Source organism: Arthrobacter sp. zg-Y1110, assembly GCF_025244865.1.
Taxonomy (GTDB): Bacteria; Actinomycetota; Actinomycetes; order Actinomycetales; family Micrococcaceae; genus Arthrobacter_B.
Map to the genome: position 1 here is coordinate 502,747 of NZ_CP104272.1, position 20,747 is coordinate 523,493.

General features: G+C 65.6%; 18 protein-coding genes and 1 tRNA gene. 8 read left to right on the forward strand and 11 right to left on the reverse strand.

The features are described from left to right. Positions 1 to 7 precede the first annotated feature (7 nt). Complete coding sequence (locus N2K99_RS02420) at positions 8 to 1,384, forward strand: FAD-binding oxidoreductase (RefSeq protein ID WP_227933759.1); 1,377 nt, start codon at positions 8 to 10, stop codon at positions 1,382 to 1,384. Here the strand turns inward: N2K99_RS02420 and N2K99_RS02425 are convergent. Further along, positions 1,381 to 3,090 (reverse strand): glycoside hydrolase family 13 protein, encoded by a 1,710-nt coding sequence (locus N2K99_RS02425; protein ID WP_227922826.1) that lies wholly within the window; start codon positions 3,088 to 3,090, stop codon positions 1,381 to 1,383. The two genes, N2K99_RS02420 and N2K99_RS02425, sit on opposite strands and share 4 nt — an antisense overlap. A gap of 278 nt (positions 3,091 to 3,368) precedes the next feature. Between N2K99_RS02425 and N2K99_RS02430 the strand changes: the two genes are divergently transcribed. After that, a complete protein-coding gene (locus tag N2K99_RS02430; RefSeq protein WP_227922828.1) occupies positions 3,369 to 3,887 on the forward strand; it encodes a DUF4190 domain-containing protein in 519 nt (172 codons plus the stop codon). Positions 3,888 to 3,919: 32 nt separating this feature from the next. Here the strand turns inward: N2K99_RS02430 and N2K99_RS02435 are convergent, their stop codons facing one another. The 4 genes from N2K99_RS02435 to N2K99_RS02450 all read right to left on the reverse strand — a co-directional run bounded on the left by N2K99_RS02435 (position 3,920) and on the right by N2K99_RS02450 (position 8,911). Continuing rightward, positions 3,920 to 5,281 (reverse strand): DUF4032 domain-containing protein, encoded by a 1,362-nt coding sequence (locus tag N2K99_RS02435; RefSeq protein ID WP_227933760.1) that lies wholly within the window; start codon positions 5,279 to 5,281, stop codon positions 3,920 to 3,922. Positions 5,282 to 5,386: 105 nt separating this feature from the next. Further along, entirely contained in the window at positions 5,387 to 6,475 is a 1,089-nt protein-coding gene (locus N2K99_RS02440) for an ABC transporter ATP-binding protein (protein WP_227922833.1), read from the reverse strand. Positions 6,476 to 6,641: 166 nt separating this feature from the next. After that, positions 6,642 to 7,427 (reverse strand): trehalose-phosphatase, encoded by a 786-nt coding sequence (otsB, locus tag N2K99_RS02445; protein WP_227933761.1) that lies wholly within the window; start codon positions 7,425 to 7,427, stop codon positions 6,642 to 6,644. 2 nt (positions 7,428 to 7,429) lie between these two features. Then, a complete protein-coding gene (locus N2K99_RS02450) occupies positions 7,430 to 8,911 on the reverse strand; it encodes a trehalose-6-phosphate synthase (RefSeq protein WP_227922837.1) in 1,482 nt (493 codons plus the stop codon). 169 nt (positions 8,912 to 9,080) lie between these two features. Between N2K99_RS02450 and N2K99_RS02455 the strand changes: the two genes are divergently transcribed. The 5 genes from N2K99_RS02455 to N2K99_RS02475 all read left to right on the forward strand — a co-directional run bounded on the left by N2K99_RS02455 (position 9,081) and on the right by N2K99_RS02475 (position 13,002). Then, on the forward strand, positions 9,081 to 9,950 hold the full coding sequence (locus N2K99_RS02455) for a thioredoxin domain-containing protein (protein WP_227922839.1): 870 nt from the start codon (positions 9,081 to 9,083) through the stop codon (positions 9,948 to 9,950). Between the two features lie 157 nt (positions 9,951 to 10,107). Beyond that, a tRNA-Thr gene (locus N2K99_RS02460) sits at positions 10,108 to 10,181 on the forward strand. A gap of 110 nt (positions 10,182 to 10,291) precedes the next feature. Further along, the gene (locus N2K99_RS02465) at positions 10,292 to 11,104 is read left to right on the forward strand and encodes a hypothetical protein (protein WP_227933762.1); all 813 of its coding nucleotides are present in this window, start codon (positions 10,292 to 10,294) and stop codon (positions 11,102 to 11,104) included. A gap of 212 nt (positions 11,105 to 11,316) precedes the next feature. Further along, on the forward strand, positions 11,317 to 12,141 hold the full coding sequence (locus tag N2K99_RS02470; RefSeq protein ID WP_227922844.1) for a histidine phosphatase family protein: 825 nt from the start codon (positions 11,317 to 11,319) through the stop codon (positions 12,139 to 12,141). Positions 12,142 to 12,195: 54 nt separating this feature from the next. Beyond that, entirely contained in the window at positions 12,196 to 13,002 is an 807-nt protein-coding gene (locus N2K99_RS02475; RefSeq protein ID WP_227933763.1) for a DUF4259 domain-containing protein, read from the forward strand. 91 nt (positions 13,003 to 13,093) lie between these two features. On the opposite strand, the gene N2K99_RS02480 is transcribed toward N2K99_RS02475, so the two are convergent. From N2K99_RS02480 to N2K99_RS02505, 6 genes are all read right to left on the reverse strand, one after another. After that, on the reverse strand, positions 13,094 to 13,600 hold the full coding sequence (locus N2K99_RS02480) for a hypothetical protein (protein WP_227933764.1): 507 nt from the start codon (positions 13,598 to 13,600) through the stop codon (positions 13,094 to 13,096). A gap of 164 nt (positions 13,601 to 13,764) precedes the next feature. Further along, positions 13,765 to 14,679 (reverse strand): ribokinase, encoded by a 915-nt coding sequence (locus N2K99_RS02485; protein WP_227933765.1) that lies wholly within the window; start codon positions 14,677 to 14,679, stop codon positions 13,765 to 13,767. A 30-nt stretch (positions 14,680 to 14,709) separates the two neighbouring features. Then, the gene (locus N2K99_RS02490) at positions 14,710 to 16,143 is read right to left on the reverse strand and encodes an MFS transporter (RefSeq protein ID WP_260554725.1); all 1,434 of its coding nucleotides are present in this window, start codon (positions 16,141 to 16,143) and stop codon (positions 14,710 to 14,712) included. Next, positions 16,140 to 17,594, reverse strand: a complete 1,455-nt coding sequence (locus tag N2K99_RS02495; RefSeq protein WP_260554726.1) for an MFS transporter — start codon at positions 17,592 to 17,594, stop codon at positions 16,140 to 16,142. Before N2K99_RS02495 ends, N2K99_RS02490 begins: the two co-directional genes overlap by 4 nt. Further along, a complete protein-coding gene (locus N2K99_RS02500; RefSeq protein ID WP_227922853.1) occupies positions 17,591 to 18,538 on the reverse strand; it encodes a nucleoside hydrolase in 948 nt (315 codons plus the stop codon). Before N2K99_RS02500 ends, N2K99_RS02495 begins: the two co-directional genes overlap by 4 nt. Before the next feature lie 416 nt (positions 18,539 to 18,954). Continuing rightward, positions 18,955 to 19,176 carry a hypothetical protein gene (locus tag N2K99_RS02505; protein ID WP_227922855.1) on the reverse strand — a complete coding sequence of 74 codons (222 nt, stop codon included), beginning with the start codon at positions 19,174 to 19,176 and terminating at the stop codon, positions 18,955 to 18,957. 378 nt (positions 19,177 to 19,554) lie between these two features. Between N2K99_RS02505 and N2K99_RS02510 the strand changes: the two genes are divergently transcribed. Continuing rightward, positions 19,555 to 20,637 carry a PLP-dependent cysteine synthase family protein gene (locus N2K99_RS02510; protein WP_227933766.1) on the forward strand — a complete coding sequence of 361 codons (1,083 nt, stop codon included), beginning with the start codon at positions 19,555 to 19,557 and terminating at the stop codon, positions 20,635 to 20,637. Positions 20,638 to 20,747 lie beyond the last annotated feature (110 nt).

Consider the following 20,747-nt stretch of genomic DNA (forward strand, 5'->3'; position numbering starts at 1 on the left):
TGCTGGCATGTCCCTGGATGCCCTGCACGGCCTCACCCTCAATGGCCCGGACCTGCTGGTTGAAACATCACCGGAGGTGCTCGCGGCCTATGCCACCGACTGCGGTCCGGTACTGGCCTACGTAGAGCCGTTGGCCGTCGTCTGGCCCACCAGTGTGGAGGGCGTGCAGGAGGTGCTGCGCTGGGCCGCTGCAACGGGCACCGCCGTGGTACCTCGCGGCGCCGGTACCGGAGTCTCAGGCGGAGCACATGCCACAGGCGGATGCATCATCCTCTGCCTGGACCGAATGAACCGCATCTTGGAACTCAATCCCCAGGATGAAGTGGCCATCGTCGAGCCCGGCGTGATCAACGCGGACCTGAATGCGGCGGCGGCGGCACACGGGCTGATGTACGCGCCGGATCCGGCCAGTTACCTGACCTCAACCATTGGCGGGAATGTGGCCACTAACGCCGGCGGTCTCCGCTGCGCGAAGTACGGGGTTACCCGTGACTCCGTCCTGGCCCTCGACGTCGTTCTGGCCGACGGAACGCTCATCAGCACTGGCCAGCGGACCTTCAAGGGAGTCGCCGGCTACGACCTCACCAGCCTCTTCACCGGGTCGGAAGGCACACTGGGCATTATTGTCGGCATCACTGTGCGGCTGCGGTACCTTCCGCTCGAAATCCGAACCATTGCCGCCTTCTTCCCTGATTTCCCGACGGCGGCCGCCGGCGTTTTGGCGGTGGGCACCGCCCGGGTGCAACCGGCCATCATGGAGCTGCTGGACGGTGCCACCCTAACGGCTTTGGATGAAGCCCACGGCAGCGCCCTTCGCGCCCGGGGCGACGCGCTGTTATTGATCCAGACGGATGGCTTCGGGGCCGACGCCGAGGCCGACGTCGTGCGAGGAGTGCTCAGCGATCTGGGTGGAACGGTAAGCACGGAAGGGGCAGCGGAGGCCGAACGGCTGGTGGAACTGCGCAGGCACAGCCGCGGAGACGCGGTGCTGGATCAGGTCAGGGTAGGGGAGGACGTCGCCGTCCCCCGTTCCGCGCTGGTCCGGTATGTCGCGGAGCTGGAACGGATGGCTGGACAGTACCGGGTCAACCTCAAGGTGGTGGCCCATGCCGGAGACGGCAACCTGCACCCCACCTTCTGGGTGCAGGCTGACGACGTCGGCGGACGCGACCGGTTGGACGCCGCACTGGAGGAATCCATCACCGTTGCGCTGGCAATGGGCGGAACCATCACCGGGGAACACGGAGTGGGCCAGTTCAAGCTTCACTGGCTGCCGCAGGAGCAGCGGGCAGAGGTGCTCGAGCTGCAGCGCAGGGTGAAAGCAGTGTTCGATCCAGCAGGCATCCTCAACCCCGGGAAGGCCATCCCAGGTGAGCCAGACTAGTCCAAGCGCATCCAGACGGTGCGGTTGGGCCGGAGCCGCGGACCCTCGAGAGCGTCCGGAGCGCTACCCATCAGCAGCGGTAGATCGGGTAGCTGGACCGGTGCATCCCCCATGTTCATGGCCACCAGCACGCCGTCATTAACAAAGGCGACCAGCCCGTCGTCGTCGTGCTCCGGCCACCACGCCAGCGAACCATCGCCCAGACGCAGTTCCCGGCGAAGGGCGAGGGCATTGCGGTAGAGGTTCAGCGTGGAGTCGGGGTTGCGCTGCTCGATATCCCGGGAACACTTGCCCCAAATAGGCGGCTGCGGCAGCCAGCTCTCTCCGGTGGAACTGAATCCGTAGCTGGGCAGGTTCGCCTTCCACGGCAGGGGAACCCGGTTGCCGTCCCGGCCCACCCGGACGCCTGCGGTGCGGTGGAAGGTGGGGTCTTGGCGGAATTCATCCGGAAGCAGCGTATGGTCCGGCAGGCCGAGCTCCTCGCCCTGGTAGAGGTAGACGCCGCCGGGCAGGGCCAGCATCAGCAAGGTGGCGGCGCGGGCCCGCGCGAGTCCAAGTTCAAGGTCAGGCTGCTCGTCCCGCGGCCCGAGGCCGTCCCCGGAGCGGGGACCGGCTCCGGTCAGGCCGAAGCGGCTGGTGTGCCGGACGACGTCGTGGTTGGACAGCACCCAGGTTGTGGGTGCCCCGACGCGGTCGAAGGCCTGCAGGGAGGACTCGATGACGTGCCGCAGTGCCGGCGCATGCCAGGGGTGGTGAAGGTAGGCGAAGTTGAACGTCTGGTGCATTTCGTCGGGCCGGACCCAGTCGCTGAGCCGCTCGATCGGGTCGATGGTCGCTTCGGCGCAGAGCACCCGGTCACCGTCGTAGGAGTCCAGGATTTTCCGCCAGGACCGGAAGATGTCGTGGATGCCGGGCTGGCCGAACATGGGTGCGTCGGATCCGGGGTATCCGTCGGAGGAGGATCCGTCCGCGCGTCCGCCCCAATCCGGGAGCCCGGATTTCTTGATCAGTGCGTGGGCGACATCCACGCGGAACCCGCCGACGCCGCGGTCCAGCCAGAACCGCAGGATCTTCTCGAATTCGGCGTGCACGGCGGGGCTGTCCCAGTTGAAGTCCGGCTGGGAGGTGTCGAAGAGGTGCAGGTACCACTGTCCGGGGGTGCCGTCGGGTTCGGTGATGCGGGTCCAGGCGGGGCCGCCAAAGTGGGACTGCCAGTTGTTGGGCGGATTTTGTCCGTGGTCTCCGGTGCCGTCGCGGAAGATGAAGAGGTCCCGCTCCGGGGAACCGGCGGGGGAGGCCAGGGCTTTTTGGAAGAGGGGGTGCTGGTCGGAGCAGTGGTTGGGGACCAGGTCCACGATGATGCGGATGTTGTGGCGGGAGGCTTCGGCGACGAGGGCGTCGAAGTCCTCCATGGTGCCGAAGAGGGGATCCACGGAGCAGTAGTCGGCGACGTCGTAGCCGGCGTCTTTCTGCGGGGAGCGGTAGAAGGGGGAGAGCCAAATGGCGTCGATGTCGAGTTCGGACAGGGCGGGGATCTCGGCGGTGATGCCGGGCAGGTCCCCCACTCCGTCTCCACGCAGGTCGCGGAACGAACGCGGGTAGATCTGGTAGATCACCGATGACCGCCACCACTCACGGCCGGCGGGAGGCTCATGGACGGGGACCAGCCGAGTCAGGCTGGAAGCGGTAGTCAGCTGTTCAACCATTCAGGGCGTCATCCTTCGCGCAGATTTTTTGACGTTACAGTTCCATTTAACGACTCCGGCCTCCGCTGAGTTAGCGATGGTCGTGCAGATCACAGGAGATCTGCGACACGCTTTTCAGTAGGCGGGGGCGCCTGCTGTCCGTTCCGGGAATGGATGGTACGTCTCAGCTTGAATGTATAGGATTGGCGTAGGTCACACAGACTTTGCGTAGTCGGATGGATGTCGAATGGACGCCGTTGCGACCACGCTAACCACTTCATCTTCAGGGGGAATACCGCGTGTCAGAGAACCGACCAGAATGGCAGCCCGGCGGCGACCCGGCAGCAGGAAACGATAGTGCTTCGGATAGCGGCCAGTATGCCCCGCCCCCGTCGGCGCCGTCCGCCTACCCCGGGTCCCAGCAGAGTGAAACCGGAAACACCGCGTATCCGTCCTACGGCCAGCAGCCGGAAGTGCCTGCGTACGGCCAGCAGCCTGCCTACCCGGGTTCCGGCCAGGAAGCGCCGGCCTACAGCCAGCAGCCTGGTTACCTGGCGTACGGGCAGGATGCCTACCCCCAGCCGCGGCCGAACCCCGGCCAGGCCATGGGCATTGCCGGCCTCATCACGTCCTTCTTCTTCTCCGTGGTGGGCCTGGTGCTGAGCATTGTGGGGCTGAACCAGTCACGCAAGGTAGGGATGGGCAACACTCCCGCTGTAATCGGCATTATTGTCGGCGGGCTGGGGACCCTCTTCGGGATCCTTTTCTTCATTCTCATCATGGTCGGGATCGCGGCCGACAGCGGCTCCAGCTACTGACCCGCACCACGCACCTCCGAGGAGCCCCGGCCCTAGGCCGGGGCTCCTCCTGCGTCCAGGATCTCCATAGTCCGGGTATCAGTGCTGAGCAGGATCGCAGCTTCGTCACGCCGGTGGCGAAGGATGGTATCCATGTACGACTGCACCGCCTCGGCCATAGGCACGTTGCGGTTGGCATTTTCAGACATGTACCAGCGGTGCTCCAGGACTTCGTGCACCACCTCGGCAGCCTCGAGCTTGCTGCCCAGATCCCGCGGCACGGCCTTGACTATCGGTTCGAAGACCTGCGTGACCCACAGATGGGCGCTGAGCTCTTCGTCGAGTTCCGGATGGTTGGTCACCCGGTAGGAGTCCAAGTCATTAAGCAGCCGGCGGGCCTGGTTCTCCTGGGCATCGATGCCGGTCAGGCGCAGCAGCCGGCGTTGGTGATGGCCGGCGTCGACCACCTTGGGCTGCAACTGGACCTGCGTCCCGTCGGGGGTGGTGCTGATGCTGAGCTCGTCGACGTCGAAGCCCAGGTCATTAAGGCGCCGGATGCGTGCATCTACACGCCAGCGATCAGCCATGCCGAAGGATTCCCGTTCGGTCAGCTCGGCCCAGAGCCCGCGGTAACTGTCCATGATGCGTTCGCTGGTGGCCAGCGGATCCACGGACTCTTCGACCAGGCCGCCCTCGGCCAGATCCATCAGTTCCCCGGCGATGTTGACCCGGGCGATCTCCAGATCGTATTCGCGCTGCCCGTTGGACAATTCGGGGTAGAGCTCCCCGGTTTCCGCATCCACCAGGTAGGCGGCGAAGGCCCCGGCATCGCGGCGGAAGAGTGTGTTGGAAAGGGAGACATCGCCCCAGTAGAAGCCGGCCAGGTGCAGGCGGACCAACAAGAGCGCCTGGGCATCGATCAGCCGCGTCAGCGTGACTTCACGCAGGGTCTGGGAGAAGACGGCACGGTAGGGAAGGGAGAAGCGCAGGTGCCGGGTGACCAGTACCGGCTGCAGCTCTTCCCCGGCTGGATCCATGCGGCCGGTGATGACCGCCACCGGAGCCACCGCGGGGACGTTCAGGCGACGAAGCTTGCGCAGCATGTGGTATTCCTGCCGCGCCACGTGTTCGCTGGTTTCCTTGATGGCAATGAGGGAATCGCCCAGCCGTGCGAAGCGGACAACGTGACGGGAAATTCCGCGGGGGAGTGCAGCCAGGTTCTCCTTGGGCCATTCCTCCAGCGGAATGTGCCAGGGCAGGTCCAACAGGGCCGGGTCCATGGACGCAGCCGTGATGTTCAGCGACCCCAGCGTGTTGATCCGGTTGGTCGAGGAGCGTGTGGTGCGGGGCAGCTTGCCGGTCTGCTCCCAGTCCGTGGGTTCGTTCTGCCAGTTGGCAGGTACGGAATCTGTCATAGGCGAAAGCCCTTACGTCTCAGCATGCATTAACGAAAAAGCGGTGGCTCCCCACCTCAAGAGTTTAGTTGAGCAGGGGAGCCACCGCATGTCGTTCCGGCCGGGTTAAGCCTGTTCGGCCAGCCGTTCCCCGTTGGAGGTATCGAAGAGGTGCACGTGGCCCTTCTGCGGGCGGACGTGAAGAGTGTCGCCCTTCAATGGAGGACGCCGGCCGTCAACGCGGACCACCATGTCATGGTCCTTGCCGTCGATGGTGCTGTGGCCGTAAACGTAGGCATCGGCTCCCAGTTCCTCGACCACGTCCACCTCAACGCGCAGGCCCTCGCCCTCCGGGACGGTTTCCATGTCTTCCGGGCGGACACCCAGAGTCACGGTGTTGCCCGCGGCGGCGCCCAGCACCGAATTCTCCACCGGGTACACGGACCCGCCGAAGGCTACGCCTCCGTCCACCACCGGGAGCTCGAGCAGGTTCATCGCCGGGGAACCGATGAATCCGGCGACGAAAACGTTCCGGGGGTGGTCATAGAGGTTGCGCGGGGTATCGACCTGCTGCAGGACGCCGTCCTTGAGTACGGCCACGCGGTCACCCATGGTCATGGCTTCCACCTGGTCGTGGGTGACGTACACCGTGGTGACGCCGAGCCGCCGGGTCAGTGACGCAATCTGGGTACGGGTCTGCACGCGCAGCTTCGCGTCCAGGTTGGAGAGCGGTTCATCCATCAGGAAGACCTGCGGGTTACGCACAATTGCGCGGCCCATGGCAACGCGCTGGCGCTGACCGCCGGAGAGTGCCTTCGGCTTCCGGTCCAGGAAGTCTTCGAGGTCCAGCAGCTTCGCGGCCTCGCGGACGCGTTCCATGCGCTCTTCCTTGCCGATGCCGGCGATCTTCAGGGCGAAGCCCATGTTGTCCGCCACGGACATGTGCGGGTACAGCGCGTAGTTCTGGAAAACCATGGCGATGTCGCGGTCCTTGGGCGGAACGTCGGTGACGTCGCGGTCACCGATGAGGATCCGTCCGGAATTGACGTCTTCAAGCCCTGCGAGCATCCGCAGCGAGGTGGATTTTCCGCAGCCCGAGGGGCCGACGAGAACCAGGAATTCGCCGTCGGCGATTTCGAGGCTGAGATTGTCTACCGCTGGGCGTTCCGTCCCCGGGTAGACGCGTGTTGCCTGGTCAAACGTTACCGTTGCCATGGTGTTTCCCTTCACGGGCAGGTACGTGCCCGACGATCCGTTGTGAATGGAGAGCTATGTAGTTGAGTTGATTGCTGCTGGCAGGTCTTCTCCGACCTGTGACGCAGCTCACGGGGACAGTATTGCACACGTTGTCCAGCTGCGAACGTCCGGCCCGTGCGGGTTGTTATCCGGCGACGGCGGCGGCGCGCAGCCTTGCAAGTTCTGCGAGTACCGCAGTGAATTCCTCGGGGGAGGCGACCCGGTATGCGGCAGCCGTGCTCCCGTCGCCGACCTTGATCGAGACGTCGCCGGGCTGCAAAGCCGCGAAACCGCGTTCGTCGGTGACATCGTCGCCGGCGAACAGCACCGCCGTTGCGCCTGTCAGTTCCCGCAGGGCGCGGATGCCTTCGCCCTTGTTGGTGTGGACGACGGAGGCCTCCAGGACGGATTTGCCGTCGGTGACCTGAACGCCGTCGAGCAGGCTCAGTTCCCTCCGTGCCTCCTCAGTGGCGGCGGCAGCAGCGGCCGGTTCGGAGACGCTGCGGGTGTGGAGGACGACGCCGGCCGGCTTGTGTTCCAGCCGGCAGCCCGGGTGCCGGGCGACCACGGATTCCACCGCTGTGCGGGCGCTGGCCAGCAGCTGGGCCTGCTCGGGGGTCAGCTGCAGCGGCTCCTGATTGGGACCGGTCCAGGTCTCGGCGCCGTGGCTGCCGATCAGCAGGGTTTCGGGATCCGGGGAGGCGACGGTGCGCAGGCTGTCGAGCGCCCGCCCGGAGATGAACGCGGTGACGGTGTCCCGGAGGGAAGCGAGGGTCCGGACAGCGGCCGCCGATCCGTCCAGCGGGCGGGCATCCTCGGCATGTTCCACCAACGGGGCGAGCACACCGTCGAAGTCCAGCGCCACCAGGAGTTTCCCAGTGCCGGCCACGGACTCCAGCGCCGCCTGCAGCTCAGTGTCCAGTGAACTCATGACTACTCCCGGTCCTGATTCTCGGTCTGTTCCCGGTCCTGGTCCTGTTCGAGTGCCTCCAGGAAGTTCTGGGACCACCGTTCGACGTCGTTCTGCAGCACCTGCCGGCGCATCAGGCGCATACGCCGGCTGGCTTCCCGGGCCGGCATGTTTACCGCGGTGAGGATGGCGGCCTTCAGCCCGTCGATGTCATGCGGGTTGACCAGCACGGCCTGGCGCAGCTGGTCCGCGGCGCCGGTGAACTCGGAGAGGACCAGGGTGCCCGTGTTGCCGGTGCGGGCGGCGACGTATTCCTTCGCAACCAGGTTCATGCCGTCGCGCAGCGCGGTGACGAGCATAACGTCAGCGGCAAGGTAGAGCGCCACCATTTCCTCCACCGGATAGCTGTGGTGCAGGTAGCGCAGCGCTGTGTTGGAAATGGTGTCGAAGCTGCCGCTGATCCGGCCGACGGTGCCTTCCACTTCTTCGCGCAGCAGCCGGTACTGTTCCACGCGCTCGCGGGAGGGGCTGGCCACCTGGATCATGGCGGCGTTTTCCACCGTGATGCGGCCGTCTTCGAGGAGTTCGCCGTAGGCCTTGAGCCGGTGGCTGATGCCCTTGGTGTAGTCCAGCCGGTCAACGCCCAGCAGCACCGTGTCCGGATTGCCCAGTTCGCGGCGGATTTGCTTGGATCGTTCAATGACGTCTTCGCGCTGCGCCAGCTCGGCGATCTGGCTGGCATCGATGGAGATGGGGAACGCCTCGGCGCGGGAAACGTAGGACAGTCCGTCTTCCGTGGTGACGTTCACCTGCTGCTGGCGGATGGTGTAGCCGGCGAAGCGGCGTACGCAGCGCAGGAAGTTGCTCGCATCGGACGGGCGCTGGAACCCGATCAGGTCCGCCCCGAGCAGACCCTCGATGATGTTCCGGCGCCAGGGCAGCTGGGCGAAAATCTCCAGCGGCGGGAAGGGAATGTGGTTGAAGAAACCGATCTTCAGGTCGGGCCGGGCCTGGCGCAGCAGCTGGGGGACCAGCTGCAGTTGGTAATCCTGGACCCAGACCGTGGCGCCCTTCGCGGCCACGGAAGCGGCGGCGTCGGCGAACCGGCGGTTCACGGTGCGGTAGGCATCCCACCAGGTGCGGTGGAATTCCGGGGCGGCAATCACATCGTGATAGAGCGGCCACAGCGTCGCGTTGGAGAAGCCCTCGTAATACAGTTCCACTTCGTCGGTGCTCAGCGGCACCGGCTTCAGATACATGTTGTCGTGGTCGAAGGGTTCCACTTCTTCGTCCGGGGAACCGGGCCAGCCCACCCACGCGCCGTCGGCCTTTGCCATCACGGGAGCGAGGGCCGTGACCAGCCCGCCGGGTGAGCGCCGCCAGGTTTCGCCGTCGGGTCCACTAACGCGGTCAACCGGAAGCCGGTTGGACACGACGATGAAATCGAAGTCGCCGTAGCTGTCCGGAGCGTCTTCCTTGGAACTCGGATCCGCGTCAGCGTTCACGAATGGCACCCCTTTTTAGATTGGTCGTATATTGCCACTCTAGCGAAGCGGGGAAACTTTGTACCGCCCGCGGGCGTTGGTCGAAGGGTGGTGGGCGCCGTTCCCCCTACACTGGTGATGAGCTGAGCGGCCCCGGAAACGGAGCCGGCGTTGAGAGACATGAGGAATTATGACTGACCGGAACCCCAAGCCGACCAAGGCAGAACGCACTGCTGCTGCCCGCGAGCAGGCCCGCGCACTGCGCGAGGCCCAGCAGAAGAAGGAACGGCGCAACCGTCTCCTGGTGATCTGGGGTGTTGTGGTGGCCATCGTTGCGGTGATCGCGATTGTGGCCGTAATTGTGGTGAACAGCATGGGTAAGGACATCGCGAACACCGGTACTTCGCCGGCCAATGCCAATGAGTACGGCGGGTTTACGCTGACCTCGACCACCGCGCTGGAGCCCACGGAAACCTTCGACTTCGACACGGAAACGCTGCCGGCCGCACCGGAGGAAGCCGCCGAGGAGACGCCGATTCCGCCGGGGGTTGAAGCTGCGCCAGAGGGTGAGCCGGTCCAGGTGGTGGAGTACGTGGACATCAACTGCGTGCACTGCGCAGACTTCGCCGCTACCTACGACGATCAGATCTCCCAGTGGCTGGATGCGGGCGAAATCACCTACGAATACCGCACCGTGGCATTCCTGGACCGCAACTCCACCTCCAACTACTCCTCCCGCGGCGCCAACGCGGCGGCGTGCGTGGCAGACCAGAGCCCCGAGTCCTACTGGGACTTCATGAAGGCCATCTTCGCCCAGCACGCCTCCGGTGAAGTGAAGAACGCAGAACTGGTGGACATGGCTGAGTCCGTGGGCGCCGATACCGAGGGCATGGAAGACTGCATCGACGACGGAACCTACCGTCCGTTCGTGAAGTACGCGGACCAGCTGGCCCGGGTGGACGGCATCAACGGCACCCCGACGGCCTTCGTCAACGGCGAGGAAGCGGACCTGAACACCTTCGTGGAAACGGTCCAGGGCGCCATCGACGCCAACAAGTAAGCCGGGGCGAGTCCGGCGCCTGTTCCCCGTGAAACCTTTCCGGTTTCACGGGGGCGGGCGCTCTGGGCTAATCTTGTCTAGCGCTGTTGTTCGCACCCGTTTGTTCGGGCGGACGACGGCGGCGTGACCGGCTTGGACTTTCTAGCCCGCCGGCCACGCCCCCTTAGCTCAGTTGGCCAGAGCACCTGTCTTGTAAACAGGGGGTCGCCGGTTCGAATCCGGCAGGGGGCTCCGACAAACCCCTCCTGATCAGGCATTACGCCTGATCAGGAGGGGTTTTTTATGCAGCGGTTGCAGCCGAGGACGCTCTGGCAGCGGCTTTGCTACGGGGGGAAGCAGAAGTGCTCAGGAAATGGCTCAATGACTGGCGGTTCACGCGGGTCCTGACAATCGTCGCGCCTGTCGCCATGACCGTCTGGTTCTTCGGCGGGGCGCCTGGCCCGGCCGCCGGTTTCTTTGCGCTGGGTGCGGTCTACGGGGTCCTTCTGTTCAGGGTGGTTTCTCTGTCCGTACGCGCCGATATGGTGATGCGCGTAGCCTTCAACCTGATCTTCATCATGATGCTCTCCGTGGAAGATACCCTTGGCATGCCCATGGCGGGCCCGTGGCTCATGGGCTTCACGGCCGGCGCCATCGCCGGCGGACATTGGTGGTCCGGGAAGAGGTCCGGGTCCGTAATCAGGCGCAAGCGCGAGCGTACCGCCGACGGCGGCTACACGGGCGGGTGGCAGCTGGCGCTGATCAACGCAGCCTCCGCAGCCGTGCTGCTCGGTGCGCCTACAGCCATGCTCCTTGACGGTGTCACGGTGCAGATCCTCGCCGTGTCCCTGGTCATCGGTTTCCTCGGCGGGTGGGCGTTGGTCCGCTTTGTGAAGTCGTCCCAGGCCCAGTTCATAACCCTCATCGCCATGTTCTTCGCCCTCATACCCGCACTGATCCTGGCCGGATCCTTTGGCTACGGAGACGCCGTATTCACCGGGCTGTTCGGCTTCCTTGCAGGCAGGCTGATCGGCGGCAGGTACTGGTGGGGTCCGCGATTCGGCGCGCCGCGCCCTCCGTTCGCCGGCAAAACCAAGCGGCGGCGAAAGAGGAAGCGGAAGGCGAAGGCAACTCCCTCAAAGAGCCCCGTCCAAACGCCGAGAGTAACGGCATAGCGAATTCGGGCCTACGCCGCAGCGGGCTGTTGACCTTGTCGATCAGGTAGTCAAAAGCCGATCCGGTTCGTGGGTGGCGCCCTGGCCGTGGTGATGGGGAAGGGCCGTCGTCGTCAGCGGTGGCCTGGCCCGGTCAGACCCTGGTCAGGCCACCTCGCCGACCACCCATAAGATAAAAAGCAGAGTCAATGCGCACGCGTTAGGAGTCTCCAATGGTCATGCCCCGGAACCTGTTCCTCGTCCGTCACGGACAAAGTGAAGCGAACGTAATGCAAAGGGCAGCCAAGGCCGGGGACCCGAGCCTCTACACCGAAGAGACGATGACCGTCCCGGACCGTTCGTGGCGGCTCACGGAACTCGGGGTCCAGCAGGCCAAGGTCGCCGGCGCATGGATCGCCCGGCAGAATATCGAATTCGACCGTGCCATGGTCTCCGTCTACACCCGGACCCGCGAGACCGCCGCGCACCTCGGGCTGGATGTGCGCTGGGAAGAGAACCGGGTCATCCGCGAGCGTTCCTGGGGCGAGATTGGATCCATGTCGAAGCAGGACTTCGCGCAGAAGTACTCGCAGAACGCCGCCTACCGCGAAAGCGATCCGCTGTACTGGGCTCCGCCCGCCGGTGAATCCATTGCCAATGTCGCCGAAAACCGGGTGCGGAACATCCTGAGCACCCTGCACCGCGAAAACGCCCGCGACAACGTCCTCCTGGTGACCCACGGTGAATTCATGTGGGCCACGCGCCTGGTGCTGGAGCGCTGGAGCGACGAAGAGTTCCTGGAACGGGACGCGGACAAAGAGCAGATGATCCACAACTGCACCGTCCTGCAGTACACCAGCACCGATCCGGCCAACCGGAACAACATCCGCGAAAAGCTCAACTGGGTCCGCCGCTGCTGGCCGGTTCAGGTCGACGGCGAATGGACCATGTTCGTCGGCGACTGGGAAGAGTTCGACCGGAAGTACTTCACCAGGGAGGATCTCCTGGAGCGGGCCGAAGCAAACCGGCATTTCCTTGAGGGAGCTTTCGGGAGCTGAGCAGGTCCAACCGGCTTCCGCCCCGTAAATTCATTTATCTGCAATACTCGCCGCATGGGTGCATGGGGGAGCGGCATTTTTGCCAATGACACGGCGGCGGACATTCGCGGGGAGTACCGCGAACATCTCGAGGACCAGATTCCGGACGAGGAAGCGACGCGCCTAGTCATCGAATCGTTCGGTTATCTGCTGCGAGAGGACAACGCTGCCGAGTTGTGGGTGGCGCTCGCGGCGGCGCAGTCCCAGGTGGGCAGGCTCGACGACGAGGTGAAAGCCGCCGCGCTTGATGTGATCGATCAGGGCAGCCGCCTCGAGGAGTGGGAGGAAGCGGGTCCGGACGAACTGGCCGAACGTGTGGCGGCCCTCCAGGAACTGCGGGACCAGCTCACCGGGCCGCAACCGGCCCGAATGAAGCTCCGCCGGCCGTGGCGCCATGAGGAAACCGAACTCGTGGCCGGCGACATCCTGAGCTACACGGACGCAGAGGGGCGCATGGCACTGTTCCGCGTTGCCGGAATTCGGCGGGCAAGAGCCGGCGACATGCCGTGCCTCGAATGGCTGGACTGGACCGGGCGAAGCGCGCCGGGTACCTGGAGGCTTGCCCGGTTGAAACCGATCCAGGCCCCCGCGCATCACGGTATGCCCCAAGTCCCCGTCATTTACCACGTGACGCGGTTCCAGAAAAAGGACCCTGACTGGCGGGCCTGCGGCTTCGCCCACGTGACATGCCTGCCGAACTGGCCGGCCAACGACATGGCCTACGCGACGTTCTACTCCGGCTGGAGCGCGCTGAGCCTGAGCGCAGAGAACCATTTGGCCGGCAGGGAGCAGGCGGGCCAAATACCGGGCCCGCTCCGATAACCCGTCCTCCGGATGCTGCCCTAGCACCAGCGCAAAAAGGCGGCACCTCCGATCGGGAGGCGCCGCCTTCACTGCGCTGCAGAGGTGGCTATTAGGCCTGGTTGAGCGCTTTATGCTGCCGGTACTGGCTCATTTCCTTGAAATACGCCGGCGACGGCTTCCGGTACACCATCACCGTGGCCACGACCAGTGCCAGGATTCCCCACCAGCCCAGCAGATTAGTGCCGGTGAACAGGGACAGCACTGAAAGACCGGTGTAGACGGCAAGCAGGATCCGCGCCCAGTTATGGCCCTTGCGGATGAAGATGGCGGCTACCAGAGTGAAAGCGAGGCAGATGACGCCCAGCGCCACCAACAAGACGACGCCTTCGGCAGTGACCGTGTTGCCGTCCGCGTTCGCTATGAAGATGCCCGCGGGGACACTCAGCACGGTCAGGGCCACAGTGACCATCAGCAGCACGAAAGCTGAATCAACCTGCTTCGGCCGCTTCGGCGCGACCCCCGCTGCTGCAGGCCCGGGCACGCCCGGGGCTCCGGGATAGGCATAGGAATTGTAACTGTTGGCGTTGTTGGTGCCCTGCGGCACTTGTTCGGACATGCTTCCCCCATAAAGCCGGCTGAGTCCGCGGCGGATGCGCCGCAGTACCTGCCAGCATAGTCTGACGTCGGCGGCGAACGAACTCGCCGAAGGATGAACGGGAAAGGGCCCTGCATCTGGCAAATGGCTCAGACGCAGGGCCCTTGGACGGACGGGGTAAGTGGTCAGCCCACCATTTCCGCCAGCGCCGAATACGAGGACTGCGCGCCCTCGCGGGTAGCGGCCAGGGCGCCGGCGCGCGCCGCAAACTCGGCGGCCTGGACCAGCGAATCGCCGGCGGCAAGCCGCGCAGCAGTGCCGGCTGTGAACGCATCCCCGCACCCGGTGGTGTCCACCGCGGTTACCCGGGTGGGAGCGACTGCAACAACACGGTCCGCACCGGTAGCGGTGCCGTCCAGTACGACGGCGCCCTCGCCGCCGAGCGTGATGATGGTGCGGCGCACACCAAGGCGGGCCAGGGCGGCGATGACCCGTTCCCAGTCCGACGCCGGATCGGACAGTCCAGTGACCAGCGCCGCTTCGTGGGCGTTGAGCAGCAGGACATCGGTCAGGGCCAGCAGTTCGGCGGGAACCTCCCGGTACGGCGAGAGATTCAGCAGCACCTGCGCACCGGCGTCGTGCCCGACCTGTGCCGCGGCGGTCACCGCTTCGAGCGGCACCTCCAGGCTCAGGCAGAGCACTGCGGCGTCGTCGAACAGGTCCGCCGGGAGCTCGGCGCCGGTGACCGTGCCGTTGGCACCGGGGGAGACGATGATGGTGTTCTCCCCGGCTGCATCCACCACGATCATGGCTGTGCCCGTCGCGGTGCCGGTGCGGCGCAGGACGCGGGAGGCGTCTACGCCGGCTCCCGCAGCCGCCTCGAGCAGCAGATCCCCGTGCCCGTCGGCCCCCACGGCGCCGAAGAGTCGCACCTCGGCACCCAGCAGGGCAGCGGCAGCGGCCTGGTTGGCACTCTTGCCGCCCGGGGCAATGACCAGTTCCGAACCGTTCAGGGTTTCCCCGGGGGAGGGGAAACGGTCGGTGCGGACGGTCAGGTCGGCATTAAGCGAGCCGACAACTACAACTTTTCCGGCGGACATGCAGGGATTCTCCTTGGGTGGCGTGCGGGGTCAGCGGTGGTCGGTCTCGGCCTCGGCGGCGTCAACCTCGGCGTCGGCGGGCCTCGGGATGAGGAAGGACGTGGCCAGGGCCAGCGCCAGGATGACCAGACCGGCAATGATACCGGCGTAGTACCCGGTGGAGCCGGCGCCGTCGGCCGGGGTGGCCGCCGTCTTCACCGCGTAGATCACGGCGAAGCTCAGGCCCGCGCCCAGATTGAAGGCACCGGCGTTGAGGCCGGGCAGGAAGCCGGGGTTCTCCCGAGGGGAGAGCACGATACCCAGTCCGTTGAGCATGATGTTGCTGATGCCGGCATAGGTGATGCCGATCAGCACGGACACGCCCAGCAGCCCCAGCCGGGAGTCGCTGCCGACCATCAGGAGCATCAGGGCCAGGGTGATGACGGAGCCGACCAGGCCGATCCGCAGCACCTTGCCGTAACCCCAGCTGGCGGCCAGCCGGCCGGCGAGGGGGCCCAGGAGCAGGCCCGCAAGGGCGTACGGCGTAAGGGTCCACCAGGCGGACTCCTCGGCGCCCATGCCGAAACCGACGACGCCGTCCTGCGCCAGGGCCGGGATGATGCCGTTGATGACGGCAAACACTCCGGTCATGGTCAGCAGTGTGGTCAGGAGCAGGGCCCAGGTGGAGCGCTGCTTCAGCAGGTAGGTTGCCACGAGCGGTTGCTCGGTGCGGTTCTCCACCTTCCAGAACGCCACGAAGGCGAGAATGCCGATGACGATCAGGGCGATTACCAGCGGCCAGTTGGCGTCCCCCAGCTTGCCCGCTTCGTTGAACGCGGTCAGCAGCGTACCCACGGAGATGACCAGCGGAACAACGCCCGCCCAGTCCATCTTTTCCTTCTTCTCGGCCCGGGATTCGGGGGCCAGGAAGAAGAGCAGGGCCGTGGCGACCGCACCGACAATGGCCATGGCCCAGAAGACTGAGGCGAACCCGTGGTTTTCCGCGAGGTAGCCGCCGGCGACGGCGTCGACCCCGGCAATGCCGCCGTTGACGGCGGTGATGACGCCCATCAGGGTGCCGTACAGCTTGGGGTCGCGGATCTCCACGCGCAGCATGATCAGCGTCAGCGGAACCACCGGTCCCGAAACGCCCTGGATCAGTCGGGCGATGAAGAGAACCTCAATGCTCGGGGCCAGGGCGGCGACCACGGAGCCGATGGTCAGGACCACCAGCATGCCGGTCAGGACCTTCTTGCGGCCGATGATGTCGCCCAAGCGAGGCAGGAACAGGGAGAACAGCGCGGCGGCGGTGAAGAACGCGGTCTGCGTCAGTCCGACTGCCGCCGAGGTGGTTTCCAGTTCCTCCTCGATGCTGACCAATGCGGGGGAGAGCATGGAGGCGTTGAGCTGGAACGCCACGCAGGCGGCCAGCAGGGCGGCCATTAGTGCGCCGACGTTTACCCGCCGGCGGGCGGTTTCAGTCACGAGTGCACCTCGATTTTGGCTCGGCCGGCGGTCGGTTCAGCAGCCGCCGGATCAGCGGTGACAGCAGGCTTGGGGATCAGGAAAGACGAGGCCAGGGCCAGGCCCAGAATGACCGCGCCGGCAATGATGCCGCCGTAGTAGCCTTCGGTCCCGGATCCGTCCGTAACGGTGGTGGCGGTCTTGGCCGCGTAGATCACGGCGAAGCTCAGGCCGGCGCCCAGGTTGAACGCGCCGGCGTTGAGGCCGGGCAGGAAGCCGGGGTTTTCCTTGGGGGAAAGCATGACGCCCAGGCCGCTGAGCATGACGTTGCCGATGCCGGCGTAGGTGATGCCAACCAGGATGGAAATGGCCAGCAGTCCCAGCCGGGAATCGCTGCCGACAACAGGGAGCATCAGGGCCAGGGCGATGACCGAGCCGATAGTGCCGATCCGCAGCACCTTGGCGTAACCCCAGCTGCCTGCCAGCCGCCCGGCAAACGGGCCCACGACGAGGCCCGCGAGGGCGTACGGAGTGATGGTCCACCAGGCGGACTCTTCGGCGCCCATCCCGAAGCCCACGGCACCGTCCTGTGCCAGGGCCGGGATGATGCCGTTCATGACGGCAAAGACGCCGGTCATGGTCAGCACGGTGGTCAGGAGCAGGGCCCAGGTGGAGCGCTGCTTCAACAGGTAGGTGGCGATCAGCGGCTGTTCGGTGCGGTTTTCGACCTTCCAGAACACCGTGAACGCGATGACGGCAATGACGATCAGGCCGATGACCAGCGGCCAGTTGGCCTCCGCCAACTTGCCGGCCTCGTTGAAGGCGGTCAGCAGGGTGCCGACCGAGATGACCAGCGGAACAACGCCCACCCAGTCCATCTTTTCCTTCTTCTCGGCCCGGGACTCCGGTACGACGGCGATGACGAGGGCGGCGGCGATGACGCCGACGACGGCCATGGACCAGAAGATTGACGCGAAGCCGTGGTTCTGCGCCAGATAGCCGCCGGCAATGGCATCAACGCCGGCGATGCCGCCGTTGACTGCGGCAATGACACCCATCAGGGTGCCGTAAAGCTTGGGGTCGCGGATCTCCACGCGCAGCATGATCATGGACAGCGCAACGGTGGGTCCGGAGACGCCCTGGATCAGGCGGGCCAGGAACAGTACCTCGATGCTCGGTGCGAGGGCGGCGATCACGGAGCCGATGGTCAGGACCACCAGCATGCCGGTGAGGACCTTCTTGCGGCCGACGATGTCGCCGAGTCGGGGCAGGAACAGGGAGAACAAGGCGGCTGCGGTGAAGAATGCGGTCTGGGTCAGGGCGACGGCAGCCGGAGTGGTGTCCAGCTCCTGCTCGATGGTGAACAGGGCGGGGGAGAGCATGGAGGCGTTGAGCTGGAACGCCACGCAGGCGGCCAGCAGAGCCGCCATTAGTGCGCCGACGCTTACCCGCCGGCGGGCGGTTTCACTCACAGGTCAACCTCGCCAATGCGCTGAAGTGCGTCGACAACCAGGTCCCAGAATTTCCGGTGGTCCAGGTCGACGGCTACGGATGTGTTGCAGTCAGCGGGAGCCGGTGCGCGGAAGTCCGCCACAGTCATGCCCAGCGTCAGGGTGCCGGTCAGTTCCACGTCCAGCGGCACGCGCCGGGTGGTCATGACGGAGGGATCGATGACGTAGGCGACGGCGCACGGGTCATGCACGGGCGGGAAGTCGAAGCCCTGGGCGTCCTTGTACGCCTCGCCGAAGAACTCGAGCAGTTCGCCGACGAACTTGGCCGGCTTGGTGCCGACGGCGGCGATGCGCTCGGCCACTTCGTCGGTGGCCAGTGCCTGGTGGGTGAGGTCCAGGCCGACCATGGTCAGCGGCCACTTCTCGTTGAAGACGATGTGTGCAGCTTCGGGGTCGATCTTGATATTGAACTCGGCCACGGCGGACCAGTTGCCCACGTGGTAACCGCCGCCCATCAGGACAACTTCCTTGACCCGTTCGGCGATGCGCGGTTCCTTGCGCACGGCCATGGCGATGTTGGTCAGGCCTGCGGTGGGGACAAGGGTGACGGTGTTCGGCTCATGTGCCATGACCGTGTCGATGATCAGGTCCACCGCGTGGCGGGGATCCAGTTCGAGGGTTGGCTCGGGCAACTCGGGGCCGTCCATGCCGGAGTCGCCGTGGATGTCCGGGGCGTTTTCGATGGTTCGGACCAGGGGCCGGTCGCAGCCGGCGGCGAAGGGAATGCCTGTGATATTTGCGACACGGGCAATTGCCAGTGCGTTACGTGTCACCTTCTCCAGGGTCTGGTTTCCGACGACGGTGGTCACCGCCAGAAGGTCGATCTCCGGGCTGCCGTGTGCCAGCAGCAGGGCGACCGCATCATCATGCCCGGGATCGCAATCCAGGATGATTTTGTGGGGCATTACGTCTCCGCTTCGTTGAGGTTCTAGCTCCGGGACCGCGGTTCCGGCATTTCGGCGCCCACTTCCGGTACTCCTGCAGCGGCCCGCGGCGGTGCGGACATGGGGGAGTGCCCATCAGGCACCGGAATTAACGATATCGACGTATTGCGGACCACTCCGCCGTGGCTTCTGCCACGCCCCTGGCGGAGCGGCGGCCCAATTTGCCATCTGCCCGCCTGGAAATTATGCTTTCCGCCGCTCTTTCGCGGGCGGGGCGGGGCGGTGGGCTCTCGCCTCCCCATTCAGCTTGCCCGAACGGCACGGTACCCGCCAGACAGGTGCAGCGATTCGGGTTGCATGCGCCACCTATCCGCGGACCCCATGCGGGAAGTTGGGGCGGCCGCCCTGCCCGCGAAGGGCGGGGCGGCCGTGCGTTCTTACCACCGGACCTTTCGCTCCCGAGGGCCTTGCTTCGTGGTCGCGCGGGTGGGCTTGTGGCCCTTGCCGAGACTCTGCCAGCCGGGCAGGGCGGTCTCCGGAGCGGAGGCAAGCTGCTGTGCGCTCGCCTCGCTCAGCCGCGCTTCGGCCGCCGGAGCGAGATGGATTTGGACCGGCGGCAGTACGGGCTGTTCGGGTTCGGGCTTTTTAGGTGCACGCATGGTGTTCTCCAATGGCTCTTGGCCGTTGAGGTTATGTCAGGGAAACCGTCCGGGCATGCGAAACGCACACCGGTTCTACCGGGAGGCTTTGCGGGGCAGACGGACGGGCTCGGAGGCAGCGCCTCAACAAGCTCTAATGGATGGTGTCTGCGGTGGGTTTCGAGCGCGCAGCGCTACTCGAATATCAGTGTTCCCATGCGGATGACCATAACAGTGCGCCCGTCCGCGGGATAGCCCTTTCCCTAAGAACCCGATGCATTCTGACGCATTAACGACGACGGCACCTGCAGCCGGTGCCGCCGCCGCGCGGTTGAGCGAAGGGGGCTGGTGCCGGGGCGGACAATCCAGCAGGTGCGCAACCGAACGTAGGCTTGAACCGTGAACACTCTTACGCTTCCGGACCGCACTTGGGCCGAGACCGCCATCCGCCGCATCGAGGCCGAGGGGGCACGCTCGGCGGACACGCACCTGTTCCAGGTTCCGGTCCCGGCCGGCTGGTCCGTGCAGATCTACCTGAAGGACGAGTCCACCCACCGCACCGGCAGCCTCAAGCACCGGCTGGCCCGCTCCCTCTTCCTCTTCGGCCTGGTCAACGGCTGGATCACCGAGGGCACCACCATCGTGGAGGCTTCCAGCGGTTCCACCGCTGTCTCGGAGGCTTACTTCGCCCAACTACTGGGACTGCCGTTTGTGGCCGTGATGCCGCAGAGCACCAGTGCGGAGAAGATCCGGCTGATCGAGCACTACGGCGGGCGCTGCCACTTCGTCGAGGAGCCTTCCGAGGTATACGCCGCCGCGGAGGCCGTCGCGGCCAGCACCGGCGGGCACTACATGGACCAGTTCACGTACGCAGAACGCGCCACTGACTGGCGGGGCAACAACAATATTGCCGAGTCGATCTTTTCCCAGATGGCCCAGGAGGACCACCCGCTGCCGGACTGGATAGTGGTGGGTGCCGGTACCGGCGGGACAAGTGCAACGATCGGCCGCTATATCCGTTATCACCGGTATCCCACCCGCCTGGCCGTGGTGGATCCGGAGAACTCCGCGTTTTTCCCCGCCTGGCAGAACCCGGGGGAGCCCGCGGCCGGAAGGCCTTCCCGAATTGAAGGTATTGGCCGGCCCCGGCCGGAACCCAGCTTCGTCCCGGCGGTAATCGACCACATGATCCAGGTCCCGGATGCCGCATCCGTGGCTGCCTCGCGGCACCTGAGGCGGCTCACCGGGCTGCATGCCGGCCCCTCCACCGGCACCAATCTCTGGGGTGTCTGGCAGTTGGCCGCCGCCATGGAAGTGGACGGCCGTTCCGGAAGCATCGTCTCGCTTGTGTGCGACTCGGGGGACCGGTACACCGCATCCTACGGCGACGACGCCTGGCTGGAGTCCCGCGGCCTGAACCCGGCCCGGGCCACAGCAGTGCTTGAGGAACTGTTCCGGACCGGACGGTGGCCTGAAGGCTGATCCGCTGCACGCCGGCCCCGCCGGGGAGCGGCAGGCACTGCTCCTCGATCGTTATTAAGAATTGTTGACAATCATGTTTACCAAAAATACCGTGTGTGTGACCTAGCTAA

Bases quoted from the DNA above. Each gene is read 5' to 3' on its own strand.
- N2K99_RS02425 (WP_227922826.1), bottom strand. From the start codon at position 3,090: ATGGTTGAACAGCTGACTACCGCTTCCAGCCTGACTCGGCTGGTCCCC.
- N2K99_RS02480 (WP_227933764.1), bottom strand. From the start codon at position 13,600: ATGTCCGAACAAGTGCCGCAGGGCACCAACAACGCCAACAGTTACAAT.
- N2K99_RS02500 (WP_227922853.1), bottom strand. From the start codon at position 18,538: ATGCCCCACAAAATCATCCTGGATTGCGATCCCGGGCATGATGATGCG.
- N2K99_RS02440 (WP_227922833.1), bottom strand. From the start codon at position 6,475: ATGGCAACGGTAACGTTTGACCAGGCAACACGCGTCTACCCGGGGACG.
- otsB (WP_227933761.1), bottom strand. From the start codon at position 7,427: ATGAGTTCACTGGACACTGAGCTGCAGGCGGCGCTGGAGTCCGTGGCC.
- N2K99_RS02505 (WP_227922855.1), bottom strand. From the start codon at position 19,176: ATGCGTGCACCTAAAAAGCCCGAACCCGAACAGCCCGTACTGCCGCCG.
- N2K99_RS02435 (WP_227933760.1), bottom strand. From the start codon at position 5,281: ATGACAGATTCCGTACCTGCCAACTGGCAGAACGAACCCACGGACTGG.
- N2K99_RS02475 (WP_227933763.1), top strand. From the start codon at position 12,196: ATGGGTGCATGGGGGAGCGGCATTTTTGCCAATGACACGGCGGCGGAC.
- N2K99_RS02420 (WP_227933759.1), top strand. From the start codon at position 8: ATGTCCCTGGATGCCCTGCACGGCCTCACCCTCAATGGCCCGGACCTG.
- N2K99_RS02455 (WP_227922839.1), top strand. From the start codon at position 9,081: ATGACTGACCGGAACCCCAAGCCGACCAAGGCAGAACGCACTGCTGCT.
- N2K99_RS02485 (WP_227933765.1), bottom strand. From the start codon at position 14,679: ATGTCCGCCGGAAAAGTTGTAGTTGTCGGCTCGCTTAATGCCGACCTG.
- N2K99_RS02470 (WP_227922844.1), top strand. From the start codon at position 11,317: ATGGTCATGCCCCGGAACCTGTTCCTCGTCCGTCACGGACAAAGTGAA.